Origin of the sequence: Paenarthrobacter sp. 22069, assembly GCF_052046035.1 — a bacterium.
Taxonomy (GTDB): domain Bacteria; phylum Actinomycetota; class Actinomycetes; order Actinomycetales; family Micrococcaceae; genus Arthrobacter.
In genome coordinates, this window is the sequence record NZ_JBQEQF010000009.1 from 38,339 (window position 1) to 55,536 (window position 17,198).

Sequence of the window (17,198 nt, forward strand, 5' to 3'; positions counted from 1 at the left end):
CCGGGTGGCGTCCGCTGTCCAGGAGAGTCCAGCCGGGAAGCTCCCCGTGCGGGAGCACGCCGGACGCTACCGGCGGATCCTGCGCTTTGCTGCGTGGAACCTCGCTTCGACGTGGTGGTTTGAGTTGTTCCTGCCGCGGATTGGACTTGGCCGGGTGGCCGCCCGGACGCGTTCACGGCGGATGCGGCGCTTTGCCCAGCGGTTCCACGACCTCGCCGTGGAGCTCGGCGGACTCATGATCAAGGTGGGGCAGTTCCTGTCCTCCCGGCTCGATGTCCTTCCGCCCGAGATCACCAAGGAGCTGGAAGGACTGCAGGACGAGGTGCCGCCGGTCGCCTTCCCGGCCATCTCCGCCCTTGCAGCCCGGGAACTGGGGACGCCGCTGCACCGGGTCTTTGCCTCCGTGGACCCAACGCCCATCGCGGCCGCCTCCCTGGGCCAGGCCCACCGGGGCCGCTTGAACGCCGTTGATGCCGGGGATACCGGGCTCGACGCCGTTGTCCTGAAAGTGCAGCGTCCGGGTATCGGTGCCATTGTCGACGTCGATCTTGCCGCCCTGCGCAAGGTTGCCGGCTGGCTCAGCCACATCCGCATCGTTTCCCGCCGCGCCGACATGCCGGCGCTGGTGGAGGAATTCGCCCAGACCAGCCTGCTGGAAATCGACTACCTGCACGAGGCCGTCAACGCCGAGCGTTTCGCCGCGGATTTCGCCGGGGACCACCGCGTGGAAGTCCCGGGCGTGGTGTGGGAGAGGACCACCCGCCGCGTGCTCACGCTGGAGGATGTCACGGCCATCAAGATCACGGACGTCCGGACGCTTCGCGCCGCCGGCATCGATCCCGCCGCGGTCGCGCCGGTGTTCGCGTCCATCATGTTCGACCAGCTCTTCACCAACGGTTTCTTCCATGCCGACCCGCATCCCGGGAACATCTTCGTCACCCCGGTCCCTCCAGGCTCAGGAGGGATTCCCTGGAAACTGACGTTCATCGATTTCGGCATGATGGGCGAAGTAACGGCTTCCACGCGCAGCGGCCTGCGGAAGCTGCTGATCGCAGCTGCCGCCCGGGACGGCAAGGGACTCGTTGCGGCGATCAACGACGTGGGCGTCCTGATGCCGTCAGCCGACAGCGTGGGACTGGAGCGCGCCATGACGCAGCTCTTTGCCCGCTTCGGGGGCATGGGCTTCGCAGAACTGCGCGAGGTGGACCCGCGGGAATTCCGCGACTTTGCGGTGGAGTTCGGCGACGTGGTCCGCTCGCTGCCATTCCAGCTGCCGGAGAACTTCCTGTTGATCATCCGGGCCATGTCCCTGACATCCGGCGTGTGCAGCGCCCTGGATGAGCGTTTCAACCTCTGGGATTCCGTGGAGCCCTACGCCGCGCAACTGCTGCGGAACGAGCGCGGCAACGTGGTGCAGGACGTGGCCCGGCAGGCCCTCGACACCGCCGGTATCGCCGTCCGGCTCCCGGGCCGGCTGGACGCCCTCGCCGACAGGCTCGAGCAAGGATCGCTGGAGGTTGTTGTCCCCCGTCTGGAGCGGCAGGCTGCACGGCTGGACCGTGCCGTGCGCCGCACGGCCTCCGCCCTGGTCTTCGGTGCCCTGCTGCTCGCGGGAGCCATTGTCCGCCCCGACGACCTGGTGCTGGGTACTGTACTGATGAGCGCGTCAGCGGTTCCGCTGCTGCACGCACTGTGGGTCGGGCGCCGGGGCCGTTAAGGCGGCTGCCGCCGTCGGGCGTAACCTAGGGGTGGCCTGCCCGGGCCGCAGCCATCGAACCTGTCGGAACCGCCGACACCTAGCCAGGGAGCTTCGCCACAATGCACCACACCGGTACTGGACTGCGCACGCTCACCGTGGTGCGCCAGGACGTGTCCCTCGGCGCGGGCCGCGACCTTGAGTTCGGCCTCGAGCTGCTCGCCAGGGCGAGGAGCGGCGGCCTCGGCCCCACCCTCCGGCTCTACCGGCCCGCTCCCACCGTGGCCTTCGGGCAACGGGACACTCGGCTGCCGGGCTTCGAGGCAGCTGCCCAGGCCTGCCGGGACAACGGCTTCGAGCCCTTGGTCCGGCGGGCGGGGGGACGCGCCGCCGCCTACCACCAGGGAACGCTCGTGGTGGACCACATCGAACCGGACGCGGACGCTGTCGCCGGATCCAAGGCCCGCTTCGGGTATTTCGGCGAACTCTTTGCCCAGGCGCTGCGAATCGTTGGAGTACAGGCGGCGGTAGGGGAAATCCCCGGTGAATACTGTCCCGGCGAATTCAGCGTGCACGGAACGGATCCCGCGGACAGTTCCCGCCGGGTGAAACTTGTGGGAACCGCACAGCGGGTGGTCTCCGGCGGCTGGCTTTTCAGCTCCGTCATCGTGGTGGAGGATTCCGCCCCGATCCGCAAGGTCCTCACCGACAGCTACGCAGCGCTCGGACTGGACTGGGATCCTGCCACCGCCGGTGCCGCCAACGACCTGGTGCCCGGCCTTGAAGTGGACGCTGTGGAGCAGGCCCTGCTGCAAACGTATGCGGGCGATGCCACCCTGGAAACTGCTTCCTTCAGCAGCCTGGGGGCATGACCCGCAGATGATCGAAACGGTCCAGGGCCGGGCAGCATATTCGCGGCCCGGCCGGACGTCCGGCTAAGCGGCCAGGCGGCTCTTCACCTCGGCGGCCGACGGGTTGGTGGCGGCGGATCCGTCCGGGAAGAGGACCGTGGGGACGGTGCGGTTTCCGCCGTTGAGCTGCTCCACGAGTTCCGCGGTGCCGTCCACCTCTTCGATGTTGATTTCCGTGTAGCCGATGCCCTGCGCATCCAGCTGCTTCTTCAGCCGGTTGCAGTAGCCGCACCAGGTGGTGGAAAACATGGTGATAGTGCCGGATTCGGGAGTGAAGTCCACAGGGATCTCCTAAACGTCGCTTGAAAGGTTTCCTTACGGTCAACGGTAGCGCGGCCGGCGGTATTCCCCGGTGCTGAACCTGCCCTGCCGGCCTGGATGACAGTTTGTGGCGCGCACTGGCAAGCTTGGTGCCATGTGTGGACGCTACGTTATGGCACGCGCCGTGGGGGACCTGCTGGCCGAATTCGATGCCGGCCTGGAGGACGAGGTCAGCATTTCGCCGTCCTGGAACGTGGCTCCCACGGACGCTGTCCCTATCGTGCTGGAACGCATCATTGAAGACCCCGCCGCGTCCCGGCAGGTACGCCAGCTGCACGTGGCGCGCTGGGGCCTGGTCCCGTCCTGGGCCACGGATCCCGGAATCGGTTCGCGCATGATCAACGCCCGCAGCGAATCCGTGCTGGACAAACCGGCCTTTAGGAAGGCAGTGCGGTCCCGGCGCTGCGCCGTCCCCGCTGACGGCTACTACGAATGGAAACAGGGCCCGGGGAAATCGAAACAGCCCTACTATGTGCACCCGGGCCAGGGCCGGAGCATCGCGTTCGCGGGACTCTATGAATGGTGGAAGGACCCGTCGGTTCCGGATGGGGAGCCCGGCCGCTGGCTGCTCACCACCTCCATCCTTACCGCAGACACGCCGCCGCCGGGAAGTGAACACGGAATTTTCGGCAAGCTCACCGAACTCCATGACCGAGTGCCGCTGCCCATGGACAAGGCAACCATGGAGGCATGGCTGGACCCGCAGGCCGGCGACCCTGCGGCGCTGGTGGAGCTGGTGCGGTCAGGAGTGCAGGAAGCCGCGGCGGCCTGGCAGGTGGAAGCCGTTGGCCGGGACGTTGGCAATGTCCGGAACAACGGACCGGAACTGATCCACCCGGTGGAAACACTGTTCTAGCAGGCGTGCACCAAGGTGCCGCCGCGTCACACGGTGACCGTACCGTCGTCGTCCACGGTCCAGCTGGGGTTGTAGGCCACCTCCCAGCGGAAGCCGTCGGGATCGGCAAAGTACCCCGTGTAGCCTCCCCACGGCTGGGTGACGGGTTCGGCAATAACGGTTGCTCCTGCCGCCGCAGCCTCGTCCATCACCCGGTCCACGTCGGCGGCGCTGGGCTGATTGTGGCTCAGGGTGATGCGCGGGACGCCGTCAGGAGGGCTCACGCCTGCCTCGGCCTGCATCTGGCGGACATCCCACAGGGAGAGCACCAGGCCATGGTTCACCTGGATGAACAGCACTTCGCCGGCCACTTCGCGGTGGACCGGCCACCCCAGGCCGTCAACATAGAAGGCCCGCGACTCCTGGACATTGCTGACACCGAGGGAGATAAAGTCGACTCTGGGCTCCATGCTTCGATACTGTCAGATGATGGCGACAATTCAAGGAAACGACAGGGATGCCGGGGCCGACAAGGAACAGCTCGCTGCCGTTCGCATTGCCGTTGATGAGGTCGATGAACAAATCGTCACCCTCATCGCCCGCCGCGAACGGCTGATCAGGATCGCCGGAACCCTCAAGGGTGATGACGCCGAGGTACGGGCCCCCGGCCGTGTGGAACGCATCATTGAGCATGTGCGGGCCGCGGCCGAGAAGAAGGACATCGACCCGGACATCGTCGAATCAACCTACCGGGCAATGATCTCGGGGTTCATTGAACTTGAACTGAAGATCCATAAAGAAAACAGCTGACCAGCCGCACCGGCAGGTGGAGGAGCCTTAGATGGCTTCCTCCACCGGTACCCCGTGCTGGAATTCCCGGCCGTCAGCTTCGCTGAAGGCTGACAGGACGTGCCCCTGTCCAAGCCCGTTCAGGGCAGTGAGGGGGAAGCTTCCGGTGATGCTGTTTTCCGAGTGGGATACTCCGGACAGGTCGTAGTCTTCCTCGATTCCCTGGTCCCGGTTGAACGAGTAGCAGGCAATGGCCTCCCCGTTCATGAACTCGATGCACAGCCGCCGCTGCAGTGAAAAGTCCGGCGAGGCACCCATCAAACCCACCACGTAGGCGCCGGAATCCGGAATCGCCCCGTCTATGTCGAACTGCGCCACAAGGGTGGAGTCCTCGGTCTTGATGCTGGCCTGCTTCAGGAGCGCGTCATCGGTACTCATGCCAACATCCTGCTCCCTGCCGCACGCTCCGTCCACCCCCGCCTATGTTTTGCTGCCCACCCGGCGTAAACTGGTTTTATTCGAACACTTATTCGAATAAGCAGCAAAAATCACCGTAGGGAGGCGCCCATGGGCATGTTCAGCGAGTCCGTTGACGTGGTGTCTTCCGCCGAAGGCCAGCCTGAGTCCCTGACCTGGCAGGGCAGGACCTACACCGTCTGTGCAGAACCCGTCCGCTGGTATGAACGCCGGCAGTGGTGGGCCGAAGACAGCCGGGCTCCGCTCGGAAGCGGCCAGGGAGTGGTGGACCACGAAATCTGGCGCGTCCAGGTGCTTCCTGCCAATGCTCCACGTGTGCCGGCTCCCGCAGCCGAAGAGACCCTCACCCTTGACCTGACCCGCCATATCCGCAGCGGCCGCTGGCGGTTGCTCCGGATCCATGATGCCCTCCTCCCGGTGCGGCTTGACCACAGAACAGCATGAGCTTCACCCACCTCCACGTTTCCACTGCATTCAGCGCCCACTACGGCGTCTCCTGGCCTGAAGAACTTGCCAATGCAGCTGCCGCCGACGGCGCCACTGCCTTGGGCTGCACCGACCGTGACGGCCTCTACGGCACCATCAAGCACCTCAAGGCCTGCATGGCTGCGGGTATAGATCCCATCGTCGGGGTGGACCTCGCAGTATTTGACGACGACGGCGATCACCGCACCCAGCTGGCCGGCAGGGTGGTGGTGCTTGCCCGCGGCCACAACAACGGAGCCGGTTACCGTGCGCTGTGCCGCCTGGTGTCCGACGCCCACGCCAGGACTTCAGGTAAAGCCGGGGGAGCGGTACCCGTGGCGGTCACCAGGGCCGAACTCGCATCCCGGACCATCGACCCCAACACCCTCAAGCCTGTCCTGACCGTCCTGCTCGGCCCTGATTCCGACGTTGGCCGGGCCATGGGCGGCCGGCGCTACCTCCGTCCCCGAACCCTGTTCAAGCAATGGCTCGATGCCATGCCGGCCGGGACACTTGTGGCGGAAATCGTCTCCCAGCTCAGCGCCCCGGGGACACCTTTCAGCACAGCGCATGCAGTCCGGATGTTGAGGCTTGCAGAGGAACACCACGTACCCGCAATCCTTACCAACGCCGTACGGTATTGCGCCGCCGACGGCGCCCCCACCGCCGACGTTTTGGACTCTGCCCGAACCTTGAAATCCCTCCCGGAGCTTGCAGGTGAGCCGCTCCTGCAACCCACCGGCCAGGGATGGCTGAAGACCGGGAACCAGATGCTGGGCCTGGGCAGGGAAATCATTTCCGCCGGCGGTTACGGCGCCGCCGACCACAGGCAACTGATGGTGCAGACGGAAGCGCTCGCCGATCTGTGCCGGATCGATCCCATCACAGACATGGGATGGAAGCAGCCAGTGGTGCCGGAGGCATCCGTCATAGGCATAAGCCAGGATCCGCACATTGAACTCATCCAGCGCTGCCACGCCGGAATCGGCAGACGGTTCCCGGGGATTGCAGGCAAACAGGAGCAGGAGATGCTGGTGCGGCTGGACCATGAGCTGCGCATCATCAAGAACCTCGGGTTCTCCTCCTACTTCCTGACCGTGGCTGAAGTGTCCAGGATGATCCAGGACATGGGGGTCAGGGCTGCCGCCAGGGGATCCGGGGCATCCAGCCTGGTCAATTACCTGATTGAGGTCAGCCATGTGAACCCCCTCCAGCATGACCTGATCTTTGAACGCTTCCTGTCCAATGACCGGGCCACTCTCCCGGACATCGACATCGACGTCGAAAGCGCGGAACGCCACAACGTCTACCGCAGGATTTTCGAGCGTTTCGGCCGTGAACGGGTCACCCTCATGAGCATGCAGAACGGATACCGGGCACGGGGAGCTGTGCGTGATGCCGGACTCGCCCTGGGCATGGACGACGCCGAGGTGGGGGAGATCGCCAAGCAGTTGTGGCGGTTCTCAGCACGGAAATTCCGTGAAGCGCTGCAGGAAAAACCCGAGCTCAGGGAGTTTGCCGGCCGGGTGGAACAGCGCGACGCCGACGGAAACCAGCAGCTCGACCTGCTGGTGGACCTGACCGAGCGCCTGGACAGGTTGCCCCGCCACATCTCCATGCATCCGTGCGGCGTGATCCTGGGCGACGCCACCCTCCTGGACCGCACCCCCGTCCAGCCAAGCGGACTCGGACTGCCCATGAGCCAGTTCGATAAACATGACATGGACCCCATGGGCATGCTCAAACTCGATGTCCTGGGGGTCCGCATGCAAAGTGCCATGGCTTTTGCCGTCCGCGAGATCATCCGTATCCACCCCACAAAAAAGGATGTCGTAGCCGCAGGCCACCACCCGCAAGGGCCAGACGGCTCAGGCCCCGACTACATCGCCGGCGACGGCAGGATTGACCTCAATGCCGTTCCCCTCGACGATGAAGCCACCTATGAACTGATCCGAAGCACCCACACGCTTGGTTGCTTCCAGATCGAATCCCCGGGCCAACGTGAACTCATCGGCAAAATGGCGCCACGGGAATTCAACGACCTCATCATCGACATCTCCCTCTTCCGCCCGGGACCCATGAAATCGGACATGGTCCGTCCCTTCCTGGAACACCGGCACGGATTCGCCCCTGAGGTCTACCCCCACCCGGACCTTAAACCGGTGCTGAAAGAAACCCACGGGGTCACTGTGTTCCACGAACAGATCCTGAAGACCCTGGACATCATGACCGGCTGCGGACTGGCCAAAGCCGACGAATTCCGCAGGGCCTTGAGCAGCGAAGCCGGCGAAGCCCAGGTGGAGGAATACTTCCGCCGCAACGCCAAAGCCAGGGGATACACCCCGGATGTGGTGGACAAGGTCTGGGGCACGCTGAAGTCTTTCGCCAGTTTCGGCTTCTGCAAAGCACACGGTGCCGCTTTCGCTGTTCCCACCTACCAGTCAGCCTGGCTGAAGACCCACCACCCCGAGGCCTTCCTGGCCGGCCTGTGGGAGCACGACCCCGGAATGTACCCGAAACGCCTGCTGGTGGCCGAAGCCCGCAGGCTTGGCATCCCCATCCTTCCCCTGGACATCAACCGGAGCAAAACCGAGTACCGGGTGGAGCGGATCGAATCCGGTAAAGATGCCGGCAGGCTGGGGATCAGGCTCAGCCTGAACGGCATCTATGGGTTGTCCGCAGCCGAATTGAAACGGATCGTGGCCGGCCAGCCCTTCGACTCCCTGGCAGACCTCCGGGCGCGCTCGCGGCTCAGCAAGCCAAGCATCCGCCGCCTGGCGCAGCTGGGCGCCTTCGATTCCCTGCACCGCGAAGCCGGGGGTACCGCCAACCGTGCCGACCTGGTGCAGCATCTCCAGCAGCTGCAGTCTTCCACTGGGACGCGCAAAGGAACTGATGTGGTGGACGGGCAACTGTCCCTGCCCCTGGGCGACGTTGAACTGCGCAACCTCAAGCCAGGTCTTCCCGCCCCCACCCTGGTGGAAAATGTCCGTGCCGAACTGGACCTGATGGCAGTGGACGTCAGCACCCATCTCATGGACAGCCACCGCCCACTGCTCGAACGGCTGGGCGTCACCACAGCGGACAAGCTCCTCAGCCTCCGGAACGGCACTGAAGTGCTGGTGGCGGGAGTCCGGGTGGCCACCCAGACCCCTCCGATGCGGGGCGGCAGGAGGGTGGTGTTCATCAGCATCGACGACGGTACCGGCTGCGTGGATTCGGTCTTCTTCCATGAAGCCCAGGAAAGTGCCGGGCCGCTCCTGTTTGGCACCCGGCTGCTCCTGATCCGGGGCACCACCCGCAGGACCGGCCCCCGGGGCATCAGCATCAGCGCAAGCATGGCGTGGGACCTTGCCAGGCCGGAGACTCTGCCCTTCCCGGAGGCCGGCACCCCCATCCCGGGGGATGGCCCGCACCCCCTGGACGGCATCAGCAGGACACTGGCCATCACCGGCTTCAACGGGTAGCCCTCCCGTGTGCCGCGTTGGTCGGCCCTTACCCGAACCGATAGCATTGTCGGTGGCTGGCTGTGGTCCCCGTATGCCACAAGCTATGAAGCCTTAACTTTGAATAGGAGACACCCGTGTCAGATGCCCAGCAGATCACCCTTCTCGTCGATGGCGAAGAGACCAAGGTGACTACCGGGACCACCGGTGCGGAACTCTTCTTTGAGCGCCGTGAAGTTGTTGTTGCCCGAGTCAACGGCGAGCTGAAGGACCTGGACCAGGAACTTCCCGAAGGCGCCGAGGTGGAAGGCGTCACCATTGACTCACCCGACGGCCTGAACGTCCTGCGCCACTCCACGGCGCACGTCATGGCCCAGGCCGTGCAGCAGCTGCGCCCCGAGGCCAAGCTTGGCATCGGCCCGTACATCACCGACGGTTTCTACTTCGACTTCGACGTCGCCGAGCCGTTCACCCCCGAGGACCTCAAGACCCTCGAAAAGATGATGCAGAAAATCATCAACCAGAACCAGAAATTCGTCCGCCGGGTTGTGACCGAGGACCAGGCGCGCGAAGCCATGAAGGACGAGCCCTACAAGCTCGAGCTGCTCGGCAGGAAAAACGACGCCGCCGAAGCCGGGGAAGGCGTCAACGTCGAGGTCGGCGCCGGTGACATCACCATCTACGACAACGTGGAGCGCAAGGAAGGCACTACCGTCTGGTGCGACCTCTGCCGCGGCCCGCACCTGCCCAACACCAAACTCATCTCCAACGCTTTCGCGCTGACCCGGTCGTCGTCGGCATACTGGCTCGGCAACCAGAAGAACCAGCAGCTGCAGCGCATCTACGGCACCGCCTGGCCCACCAAGGAAGCACTGAAGGAATACCAGGAGCGCATCGCCGAGGCCGAGCGCCGCGACCACCGCAAACTGGGCTCTGAACTCGACCTGTTCTCCTTCCCGGACGAGCTGGGCTCCGGCCTGCCCGTCTTCCACCCCAAGGGCGGCATCATCCGGAAGGAGATGGAAGACTACTCACGGCAGCGCCACGTGGAGGCCGGCTACGAGTTCGTCTACACCCCGCACATCACCAAGGGGCATCTCTACGAGGTATCCGGCCACCTGGACTGGTACAAGGACGGCATGTTCCCCGCCATGCACGTCGACGCCGAACTCAACGAGGACGGCAGCGTGCGCAAGCCCGGCCAGGACTACTACCTGAAGCCGATGAACTGCCCCATGCACAACCTCATCTTCCGCTCCCGCGGCCGGTCCTACCGCGAACTGCCCCTGCGGCTGTTCGAATTCGGTTCCGTCTACCGCTACGAGAAGTCCGGCGTGGTGCACGGCCTGACCCGGGTCCGCGGCATGACACAGGATGACGCCCACATCTACTGCACCCGGGAGCAGATGAAGGATGAGCTCACCAAGACCCTCACCTTCGTCCTGGACCTGCTCAAGGACTACGGGCTGAACGATTTCTACCTGGAGCTCTCCACCAAGGACCCCGAGAAGTACGTCGGCGACGACGCAACCTGGGAGGAAGCCACGCGCACCCTTGCGGAAGTGGCCCAGGAGTCCGGGCTGGAGCTTGTGCCGGACCCGGGCGGAGCGGCCTTCTACGGTCCCAAGATCTCCGTCCAGGCCAAGGACGCGCTGGGCCGCACCTGGCAAATGTCCACCATCCAGCTGGACTTCAACCTGCCCGAGCGCTTCGAACTGGAATTCCAGGCCGCCGACGGCAGCCGGCAGCGGCCGGTCATGATCCACCGTGCACTCTTCGGATCGGTGGAGCGCTTCATGGGCGTCCTCACCGAGCACTACGCCGGTGCCTTCCCCGCCTGGCTGGCTCCGGTCCAAGTGGTGGGCATCCCAGTGGCGGAAACGTTCAACGACTACATGTTCGACGTCGTGGACCAGCTCAAGGCGGAGGGCATCCGCGCCCAGGTGGATACGTCGTCGGACCGGTTCCCCAAGAAGATCCGCACCGCCAGCAAGGACAAGATCCCGTTCGTCCTGATAGCAGGCGGCGACGACGCCGAAGCCGGCGCCGTGTCCTTCCGTTTCCGCGATGGCAGCCAGGACAACGGGGTGCCCGTCGCTGAAGCCGTCAAACGGATCACCGACGCTGTCCGCAACCGGACCAGCTAGCCGAACGGAAGCCGCAAGTGCAGGAGAACACAGGCGCAGGGTATCCAGGCGATGCCGGCGTTACCGACGATTTCGCCCTCGCCGGTGTCCCGGATGCCTTCCAGCGCCTGTGGACTCCGCACCGCATGGCCTACATCAAGGGCGGTCAGCACCAGTTCAAGGACAAGGACGACTGCCCCTTCTGCGTGGGTCCTGCCCGCACCGACGAAGAGGCACTGATCGTCCACCGCGGCCGGACCTGCTACGTGGTGCTGAACCTCTTCCCATACAACCCGGGCCACCTGCTGGTCTGCCCCTACCGGCACATCCCGGACTACACCGACCTCACCGTGGAAGAAACAGCCGAGTTCTCAGAGCTGACCCAGACGGCGATGCGGGTGCTGCGCAAGGTATCCAATCCGGGCGGCTTCAACCTCGGCATGAACCAGGGCGTCGTTGGCGGGGCCGGGATCTCAGCCCACCTGCACCAGCACATCGTTCCGCGGTGGGGCGGCGACGGTAACTTCTTCCCGATCATCGCCCAGACCAAGGCCATTACCCAGACCCTTGACGAGGTCCGGCAGCAGGTGGCCGACGCCTGGCCCGGGGAGTCGCATGCTGAATAGGCATGCGCGCGGCTTCTTCACCGCGCTGTTCACCCCGCTGGCCCGCTGGCTCCTTAAAATCGGTGTATCACCTGACGCTGTCACCATCCTTGGTACTGCCGGCGTCTCGGCCGGCGCCCTGGTGTTCTACCCCCTGGGCCAGCTCTTCTGGGGCACCCTGTTCATCACCGCCTTCATCTTCTCCGACGTCCTGGACGGCATCATGGCCAGGATGCAGGACGTGAAGAGCCGCTGGGGCAACTTCCTGGACTCCACGCTGGACCGGATCGCGGACGGGGCACTTTTTGCCGGCGTAGCCGTTTGGTTCTTCACTGGCGGAAACAACACCGCCATTGCCGTCGCAGCCCTGCTCTGCCTCGTCCTGGGAATGGTCGTCTCCTACGCCCGCGCCAAGGCGGAGTCGCTCGGATTCAGCGCCAACGTAGGAATCGCTGAGCGCGCCGAACGGCTGGTCTCCGTCCTGGTGGTCACCGGCCTGACCGGCCTGGGCCTGCCGCCCGTGGTGCTCCTGGTGACCCTGGTCCTCCTCGCCGGGGCAAGCCTCATCACGGTGGTGCAGCGTGTCATCTCGGTGCGACGGCAGGCGCTGGCGGAACCGACACCGGCTGATTAAGCCTGATTAAGCCGGCCGGCCAGCGGGGGTCTAGTATATAAGTGCCCGGTCAACGGACCCGGCAATCCGTGCGTGCTCACCCGGCAGCTGCCGCCGCATGCCCGGCGAAGATCATCTGTCTACCCATAGGGGTTTTTGTGTCTACACCTGATGTAAGCAACGAGGCCGGTTCGTCCGCGAACAGCGTCACGGGCAGCAGCCGCGTGAAGCGTGGCATGGCCGAGATGCTCAAGGGCGGCGTCATCATGGACGTCGTCAATGTCGAGCAGGCCCGCATCGCCGAAGACGCCGGTGCCGTGGCAGTCATGGCGCTGGAACGCGTTCCGGCCGATATCCGTGCCCAGGGCGGCGTGTCCCGGATGTCCGATCCGGACATGATCGACCAGATCATCGACGCCGTGTCCATCCCGGTCATGGCCAAGGCCCGGATCGGCCACTTCGTCGAAGCCCAGATCCTGCAGTCCCTCGGCGTCGACTACATCGACGAGTCCGAGGTCCTGACCCCGGCCGACTACGTCAACCACATCGACAAGTGGAACTTCACCGTTCCCTTCGTCTGCGGCGCCACGAACCTCGGTGAGGCCCTGCGCCGCATCAACGAGGGCGCGGCCATGATCCGGTCCAAGGGCGAGGCCGGCACCGGCGACGTCTCCAACGCCACCGGGCACATGCGCAAGATCCGCTCCGAGATCGCCAAGCTGTCCTCGCTGCCCGAGGACGAGCTCTACGTCGCGGCCAAGGAACTGCAGGCCCCGTACGAACTGGTCAAGGAAGTTGCCGCAGCAGGCAAGCTCCCCGTGGTCCTGTTCACCGCAGGCGGCATCGCCACCCCTGCCGACGCGGCCATGATGATGCAGCTCGGCGCCGACGGCGTGTTCGTCGGCTCCGGCATCTTCAAGTCCGGCAACCCCGCCCAGCGCGCCGCCGCCGTCGTCAAGGCCACCACCTTCTACGACGACCCCGACGTCATAGCCAAGGCCTCCCGCGGGCTCGGCGAAGCCATGGTGGGCATCAACGTCGACGAGATCCCCCAGCCGCACCGCCTCGCCGAGCGCGGCTGGTAACTCGCTCCTCGCGTCCTGTAGGGGCGTCTGGCGGCGCTGATCCTCTGCACGCTATTCCCCGCGCCTTGTTGGCAGCTTAGAAGCTGGCTGGGGCGCGGGGGCCCTTTTACGCGTGCTGCCGGATCATCGCCGCCTGTCGCTCGTGGGCGCCTTGCTTTCGGTGTTGACTGACGACGCCGGTTCCTCACCCTCTGTGGTGGGGGACCGGCGTCGTTCTTTTTAAATCGATTGCTCCGTAAACGCCGTTTTCAGGCCTCAAAACGGCATGTACGGAGCAATCGATCGGGTTACTGCAGGCCGCGGCGCTTGAGCAGCGGCTCGAGGCGGGCGTCGCGGCCCCTCAGGATGCGGAATGACTGCAGCGGGTCGCGGCTGTTGCCGCGGGAGAGGAGCTCCTGGCGGAAGCGTTCCCCGTTGGCCCTCGTGAGGCCTCCGTTTTCCTTGAACCAGTCCACGGTCTCCGCGTCCAGCACTTCGCTCCAGATGTACGAGTAGTAGCCGGCTGCGTAGCCGGCGCCGGCGAAGATGTGCTGGAAATAGCCCGTGCGGTAGCGGGGCGGGATCAGTGGGTGCGCAATCCCTGCCGCGGCCAGGGCCTTTGCCTCAAACTCCAAGGCATCATCCGGAACGTCGCCCGGCTCCAGGGTGTGCCAGGCCAGATCCAGCAGGGCGGCACCCAGGTACTCGGTGGTGGCAAAGCCTTCACCCCAGAGCCGGGATTCCTCCAGCCGGTCCACAACGTCCTGGGGAAGCGGTTCGCCGGTGGTGTGGTGGCGCGCGTAGTTGGCCAGCACCTCGGGCCACATGATCCACATCTCGTTGACCTGCGACGGGTATTCGACAAAGTCCCGCGGAACGGCAGTGCCGGAGAAGCGGGGATAGGTGACGTCAGAGAGCAGGCCATGCAGTGCGTGGCCGAACTCGTGGAAGAGCGTCCGCAGTTCATCAAGGGTCAGCAGCGTCGGCTCACCGGCCGGAGGCTTGGAAATGTTGAGCGTGTTGATGGCCACGGGCCGGGTGCCCAGCAGCGCGGACTGGTCCACCAGCGAGTTCATCCAGGCGCCGCCCCGCTTCGATTCCCGGGCATAGTAGTCGCCCAGGAACAGCCCGAGCTGCGTGCCGTCCCCATTGTGGACTTCCCAGATGCGGACATCCGGGTGGTAGCCGTAGAGGTCGGTCCGCTCCTGGAAAGTGATCCCGTACAGCGCTGTGGCAGCGAAGAACACGCCGTCGGTAATGACCCGTTCCAGTTCGAAGTACGGGCGGAGCGCCTGCTCGTCGACGTCGTACTTCTCCCGCTGCACCTTTGCCGAGTAGTAAGCCCAGTCCCATGGCTCCAGCGGGTGTCCGGCAACTTGTGCCAACGCACGGGCCTCGGCGTCTGCGTTGCGGATCGCCGCCGGCGCCATCCGGTTCAGCACGGACCCCACCGCCTGAAAGTCCGGCGCCGTCTGTCGGTCCGCCACAAGTTCCGCGTAGTTGCCGAAACCCAGCAGCTGGGCCTTCTCCGCCCGGAGCCTGGCCAGGTCGATCGCGAGGTCCAGGACATCCAGGGTGCCGCCGCCGGTGCCGCGGGCTACTGACGCCTCGAAGAGGCGGCGTCGGACATCCCGCTTCTCGAGCGCGGCAAGGGCCGGCTGGTTGCCCGGCTGGACCAGGGTGAGCAGGTATCCGCTGGCATGCCGGGCGGCACGGGCTGCTTCCGCGGCCTTGGCCACGTCGCCGGCCGGCAGGCCGGCCAGGTCAGCGGCGTCCTCGAGCAGGAGGGCGGCGGACTTCATCCCCTCCTTGACCCGCTGGCCGAATCCGGTGCCCAGGCGGGCCAGTTCCGAGTTGATGGCGCGAAGCCGCTCCTGGCCCGGTTCGTCGAGCTGGATGCCGGACTGCCGGAACTCTTTGAGGTACTCCTCCACCAGGCGAGCCGATTCAGGATCGCAACCGTCGGTGCTGAGCGCGGCAAAACGCCCGTACAGCGCCCGGTTGAGGAATACCTCATCCTGGTGCGCCGAGAGACGGGGCGAGAGCTCGGTTTCGAGTTCCCGGATCTGCGGGGACGCATCCGCCGAGACGAGGGTGAAGAACGCGGCAGCCGCCCGGTTCAGCAGCTGCCCGGAGCGTTCCATGGCGAGGGCCGTGTTGTGGAGCGTTGCCGGCTCCGGGTTTTCGGTGATGGCCCGGATCTCGTCCAGATGTGCCGACAGCCCAGCCTCGAAGGCTTCACGGTATTGCTCCACGGTGAGGTCTTCGAAGGGAGGAAGGCCGTAGGGCAGGGGACTGGCGGCCAGAAGAGGATTCGTCATGGGCTAAACCTGTCACAGCCGGACAGCCTTCTCAACGAAGGGAAACTGGCCGTGTTCCCAGCAAGCATCCCTACAATTGCCGCTATGCGGCCCGTCCCGGACCGCGCGGGGGTTTCCAGCAGGGAAGGCGCACGGATCGGCACGATGGAAGGACGCTGGCATGGCCAAAGAGGGCACGACGCCGGGAACCAGCTTCCTGGGAATGCCGTACCGCTGGGTGGGCCCGGGCGCCATCGTGGTGCTGGTGGGAGCGTACGGCATTTTCTGGTTCCTGGTGCGTCCGCCGGGCGAACCGGTCCTGGGTCATGCGGGGCAGCTCCTCGGCGGTGAGTCCGTGCTGCTCTACTCGATCGCGATGGTCCTGATCAGCACCCTTCCCCACGTCGAACCAATCTTTGGCGGCATCGACCATGCGGCCATCTGGCACCGCCGGGCAGCGGTAACGGCAACCATCCTGCTTTTGCCACATATTGAACTTGCCTCCAACCCGGAAGCAACAAGCCTGGGAAAGACACTTGCCGTGGTGGCCATCTGCGGACTCGCGGCGCTGGTGGTGTGGGCCATCCTTCCACGCTGGCGGACCATGCTTCCCGCCCCCGTCCGGCGCGTTGTCCTGACGTCGCTTGCCACTCGGCCGGTGCAGCTGGCTGCACGCCTGCTGGGCGGCTATGAACGGTGGCGGGGCTTCCACCGGCTGACAGGGCTCTTCCTGGCTGCCGGGTTCCTGCATGGCCTGCTCGATGCCAGCGCGTTCGAGGCTGCACCTGCCCTTCGGTGGAGCTACGTGGCGATCGGCGGGATTGGATTGGGATTCTATGCCTACCGGGAACTGCTGGCTCGGCATTTCCTGCCACACCACGACTACCAGGTGTCGGCGGTCCGGCCGGTTGCGGCGGATTTGGTGGAGGTGGCACTGCGCCCACTGGGCCGGCCCCTTCAGTTCAAGCCCGGCCAGTTCGCCATGGTGTACCTGGAAACCGCGGACGGCTGGCAACGGCACCCGTTTTCCATTTCGGGGCCCGCACCGGAAGGCGGGATCAGCATCACGGTCAAGGCCCTGGGTGACCACACCACCAGGCTCCCGGATGTGGTCCAGCCCGGGATGCCGGCTGTGGTGGGCGGCCCGTACGGCCGGTTTGACCGTCACCACGGTACGGCCCACCAGGTATGGATCGCCGGCGGGGTGGGCATCACGCCCTTCCTGAGCTGGCTCAGGGCGCTGGACCGGGAACTGCAGGAGGATGTCCACTTCTTCGTGACGTCTGCGGGTCCGTCCCCCTTTGCCGGCGAGATCGTCGCCGCCGCCAGGAACCAGCCCAGGCTCACGGTGCATTGGGTGGATACTGCGGCCGGCGGACGGCTGACACCGGAGGCGGTGCTTGCTGCAGCCGGTACCGAGCCCCGGCTGCTGTCCGTGTTCATGGGCGGCCCTGATGCGATGCTGCGGCAGTTCCGTAAAGCCTTCCGGGCAGCGGGTGTCCGCAGGGCCAACATTCACCGGGAGTATTTCCAGTGGCGGTGACCCGGGC

Annotated in this window: 15 protein-coding genes; 11 read left to right on the top strand and 4 right to left on the bottom strand. The window is 65.4% G+C overall.

The features are described 5' to 3' along the window. The first annotated feature begins 4 nt into the window (after window positions 1-4). Both ACTJK0_RS09115 and ACTJK0_RS09120 read left to right on the top strand, forming a co-directional pair. Window positions 5-1,717 carry an ABC1 kinase family protein gene (locus ACTJK0_RS09115; RefSeq protein ID WP_440744936.1) on the top strand — a complete coding sequence of 571 codons (1,713 nt, stop codon included), beginning with the start codon at window positions 5-7 and terminating at the stop codon, window positions 1,715-1,717. A 101-nt stretch (window positions 1,718-1,818) separates the two neighbouring features. Next, on the top strand, window positions 1,819-2,568 hold the full coding sequence (locus ACTJK0_RS09120) for a lipoate--protein ligase family protein (RefSeq protein ID WP_440744937.1): 750 nt from the start codon (window positions 1,819-1,821) through the stop codon (window positions 2,566-2,568). Window positions 2,569-2,631: 63 nt separating this feature from the next. Here the strand turns inward: ACTJK0_RS09120 and ACTJK0_RS09125 are convergent, their stop codons facing one another. Continuing rightward, window positions 2,632-2,889, bottom strand: a complete 258-nt coding sequence (locus tag ACTJK0_RS09125; RefSeq protein WP_043454512.1) for a mycoredoxin — start codon at window positions 2,887-2,889, stop codon at window positions 2,632-2,634. A 133-nt stretch (window positions 2,890-3,022) separates the two neighbouring features. Here ACTJK0_RS09125 and ACTJK0_RS09130 point away from each other — a divergent pair, with 133 nt between their 5' ends. Further along, window positions 3,023-3,784: an SOS response-associated peptidase gene (locus tag ACTJK0_RS09130; protein ID WP_440745001.1), complete on the top strand. Its 762-nt coding sequence runs from the start codon at window positions 3,023-3,025 to the stop codon at window positions 3,782-3,784. Between the two features lie 26 nt (window positions 3,785-3,810). Here the strand turns inward: ACTJK0_RS09130 and ACTJK0_RS09135 are convergent, their stop codons facing one another. Then, on the bottom strand, window positions 3,811-4,233 hold the full coding sequence (locus ACTJK0_RS09135; RefSeq protein WP_440744938.1) for a VOC family protein: 423 nt from the start codon (window positions 4,231-4,233) through the stop codon (window positions 3,811-3,813). Between the two features lie 16 nt (window positions 4,234-4,249). Between ACTJK0_RS09135 and ACTJK0_RS09140 the strand changes: the two genes are divergently transcribed. Beyond that, window positions 4,250-4,573, top strand: coding sequence for a chorismate mutase (locus ACTJK0_RS09140; RefSeq protein WP_440744939.1), 324 nt, complete (start codon window positions 4,250-4,252; stop codon window positions 4,571-4,573). Between the two features lie 27 nt (window positions 4,574-4,600). Here ACTJK0_RS09140 and ACTJK0_RS09145 read toward each other — a convergent pair whose 3' ends face one another. Next, window positions 4,601-4,990 (bottom strand): hypothetical protein, encoded by a 390-nt coding sequence (locus ACTJK0_RS09145; protein WP_440744940.1) that lies wholly within the window; start codon window positions 4,988-4,990, stop codon window positions 4,601-4,603. Window positions 4,991-5,119: 129 nt separating this feature from the next. On the opposite strand from ACTJK0_RS09145, the gene ACTJK0_RS09150 reads away from it, so the two are divergent. The 6 genes from ACTJK0_RS09150 (at window position 5,120) to pdxS (ending at window position 13,369) form a co-directional block, all read left to right on the top strand. Next, entirely contained in the window at window positions 5,120-5,473 is a 354-nt protein-coding gene (locus ACTJK0_RS09150; protein WP_440744941.1) for a DUF6504 family protein, read from the top strand. Continuing rightward, window positions 5,470-8,961: a DNA polymerase III subunit alpha gene (locus ACTJK0_RS09155; protein ID WP_440744942.1), complete on the top strand. Its 3,492-nt coding sequence runs from the start codon at window positions 5,470-5,472 to the stop codon at window positions 8,959-8,961. Before ACTJK0_RS09150 ends, ACTJK0_RS09155 begins: the two co-directional genes overlap by 4 nt. Before the next feature lie 116 nt (window positions 8,962-9,077). Beyond that, window positions 9,078-11,087, top strand: coding sequence for a threonine--tRNA ligase (thrS, locus tag ACTJK0_RS09160; protein WP_440744943.1), 2,010 nt, complete (start codon window positions 9,078-9,080; stop codon window positions 11,085-11,087). A gap of 17 nt (window positions 11,088-11,104) precedes the next feature. Beyond that, window positions 11,105-11,692 (top strand): HIT family protein, encoded by a 588-nt coding sequence (locus tag ACTJK0_RS09165; protein ID WP_110540774.1) that lies wholly within the window; start codon window positions 11,105-11,107, stop codon window positions 11,690-11,692. Next, complete coding sequence (pgsA, locus tag ACTJK0_RS09170) at window positions 11,682-12,305, top strand: phosphatidylinositol phosphate synthase (RefSeq protein ID WP_440744944.1); 624 nt, start codon at window positions 11,682-11,684, stop codon at window positions 12,303-12,305. Before ACTJK0_RS09165 ends, pgsA begins: the two co-directional genes overlap by 11 nt. A 137-nt stretch (window positions 12,306-12,442) precedes the next feature. Next, the gene (pdxS, locus tag ACTJK0_RS09175; protein ID WP_440744945.1) at window positions 12,443-13,369 is read left to right on the top strand and encodes a pyridoxal 5'-phosphate synthase lyase subunit PdxS; all 927 of its coding nucleotides are present in this window, start codon (window positions 12,443-12,445) and stop codon (window positions 13,367-13,369) included. Between the two features lie 287 nt (window positions 13,370-13,656). Here pdxS and ACTJK0_RS09180 read toward each other — a convergent pair whose 3' ends face one another. Then, on the bottom strand, window positions 13,657-15,669 hold the full coding sequence (locus ACTJK0_RS09180; RefSeq protein WP_440744946.1) for a M3 family metallopeptidase: 2,013 nt from the start codon (window positions 15,667-15,669) through the stop codon (window positions 13,657-13,659). 160 nt (window positions 15,670-15,829) lie between these two features. Here ACTJK0_RS09180 and ACTJK0_RS09185 point away from each other — a divergent pair, with 160 nt between their 5' ends. Further along, window positions 15,830-17,191 carry a hypothetical protein gene (locus tag ACTJK0_RS09185; protein ID WP_110540770.1) on the top strand — a complete coding sequence of 454 codons (1,362 nt, stop codon included), beginning with the start codon at window positions 15,830-15,832 and terminating at the stop codon, window positions 17,189-17,191. The last annotated feature ends 7 nt before the right edge of the window (window positions 17,192-17,198 follow it).